A 2584-nucleotide genomic window follows, 5' to 3' on the forward strand; every position below is an offset into this window, starting at 1 on the left:
AGGGAGTAGGGAGTAGGGGCAAATAATTGATGACTTCTGTATGATAATTTATTTTATTTTTTTAAATAAAAGAGGGAGAAAGACTTTAGAGGGTGTCTATCAAATAAATCTGGCATTGGTGAAATAAGGTATGAAATTCGTATCGGAGCAAGATTGATATTAAGGAAAAAAGCTGTTTTAACTACTGACTCCTGACTACTAACTCCTGACTACTAACTACTAACTCCTGACTCCTGACTACTAGCGCGTCTAGACTAAAATTGTGGGTAAAACCTCCCCCCTCTCCTTGCAGGAGAGGGGTTGGGGGAGAGGTCTTTATTGACTCGCTCTTTACCCACATTTTAAAGCTAGACAAGGTACTACTAAAAATCATACAATCATTCAACAACGCCATAAATCTTAAGAACTTTTGTCAGGTTGATTATTGGTGGGTTACGGCAAATCACATCAAACTATTAAGTTGAACTATTAATATGTGCCTAACTCACCCGACTGGACTGTTTCAGCTAAAACTGTGCATTAGGGAGTAGGGAGGTTGCATGCAACCTCCCTACGGCAGATAGATTGTTATTGGGTTGAGGAACGAAACCCAACAACAATCTATCTGCAACTGTTCCCTGTTCCCTGTTCCTTAAAAGGGGTAATATTTTTATACACAAATAAAATAGGATTGCTATATTTTATTTACAGATACCCTATCAACCTTCTTTAGATTGAAAAAAGTTTCAGCTTTTCAGTCCCTAGAGCTGCAAAAAGTTAGCATTTTGGGCAGGCAAAGAAAGGCAGGAAAGTCAAGGGATAATTCCTCCTACTCCCTACTACCTCCCTAAAAAGACTTTTTCAGCAAACCCTAGATATGCAGATTTATCATAAGTCTGTGCTAAACTATCAAAAGACGATAATAAATATACTTGGAAATTAAGACCCAAAATATTATCGCCTGATAAAAATATCAAATCCCAAAGTAGAGACGCAACTATTAACCAAAAACCTTGTTAAACCTATCCATTTCCTTGATTTTTGAGATTTTGAACGTTTCCTGCGGAATGCGGAGCTAACAAAAATAGTCCTAAATCTGGTACAATATAGGAAACAGTGCCTTTTGGAAACAGTTCGGTAGACCTTAGCTGCCAGGCGAAGTTAGCTCGGATACCAGCACTACCCTTCTGAAAACAATTCTTCTGTTATCAAAGAAGAAGAAAGGTAATAACGCGCTAGTCCTTTAAGGATTAGCTTTGCTGCTCATCTGCCTTTACCGTTACGGTAATGCCATACTATTATCAGAGATGTTCAGTGATGAATAGATTTGATAAGGTTAAATTTTGCACATACTAACATTAAATTCTAGGCAAACAGCTCTATGGCCCGCGATTATTACGAAATTCTAGGTGTTTCTCGTAGTGCAGATAAGGAGGAACTAAAGCGTGCCTACCGCCGCTTGGCTCGTAAGTACCACCCAGATGTCAATAAAGAGCCAGGAGCAGAAGAGCGCTTTAAAGAGATAAACCGAGCTTACGAAATTCTTTCTGACCCAGAAATGAAAGCCCGTTTCGACCGCTTTGGAGAAGCAGGAGTATCAGGAGGAGGAGCATCAGGTTTCTCAACGGACTTTTCAGATAGTTTCGCTGATATATTTGAAAGCTTTTTTAGTGGGTTCTCTGGAGGAGTGGGAACTCAAGGACGTAGGCGTACAGGTCCAGTTAGAGGAGATGACCTACGTTTAGACCTGAATCTGGACTTCCACGAAGCTATATTTGGTGGAGATAAAGAACTGACAATTAAGCATCTCGAAACTTGTGAAACCTGCAACGGTTCAGGGGCTAAACCAGGCACAAGACCTCAAACTTGTTCTACTTGTGGAGGTACGGGTCAAGTTCGCCGGGCGACAAGAACTCCTTTTGGTAGTTTCACTCAAGTATCAGTTTGTCCCTCATGTAACGGTACTGGACAGATAATAGAAGAAAAATGCGCAACTTGTGGAGGTCGTGGGCAGAATGAGGTCTCGAAAAAGATAAAAATTACTATCCCAGGAGGGGTAGACAATGGTACTAGGCTACGAGTATCTAATGAAGGAGATGCGGGTAAAATGGGCGGGCCTCCAGGAGACTTGTATGTTTTTCTGGCAGTCAAACATAACCCAGAGTTTGAAAGAGATGGGATTAATATTCTCTCCCAAATAAAAATTAGCTATTTACAAGCAATTCTAGGTTGTTCCCTGGAAATAAATACAGTTGATGGTAAGTCGGAATTAATAATTCCAGCAGGTACTCAGCCAAATACAATTTTAACTTTGGAAGATAAGGGAGTACCGAAATTAGGTAATCCGGTAAGTCGTGGAGACCATCTGATAACAATCGAAATTGATATTCCCACAAAAATTACTCCAGAAGAAAGAGAGTTATTAGAAAAATTGGCGAGTATTAAAGGTGAGCGGACTGGAAAAGGAGGTTTAGAAGGATTTCTGGGAAATTTATTTCACCAAAAGTGATTGAGATTGGAGATTTTCCTAATTCTCAAAAACTTGTTCTTAGCAAGGGGTTCAATAATTAATAATTAATAATTAACAATTAACAATTAATAATTA

1 protein-coding gene is annotated in these 2584 nt (G+C 39.4%); it reads left to right on the plus strand.

The window, feature by feature from the left end; translation table 11 throughout:
* Positions 1 to 1360 precede the first annotated feature (1360 nt).
* Positions 1361 to 2488, plus strand: coding sequence for a molecular chaperone DnaJ (gene dnaJ, locus F6K22_RS38325; RefSeq protein ID WP_293110128.1), 1128 nt, complete (start codon positions 1361 to 1363; stop codon positions 2486 to 2488).
* The last annotated feature ends 96 nt before the right edge of the window (positions 2489 to 2584 follow it).

This window comes from Okeania sp. SIO2F4, from assembly GCF_010672385.1.
GTDB lineage: Bacteria > Cyanobacteriota > Cyanobacteriia > Cyanobacteriales > Microcoleaceae > Trichodesmium.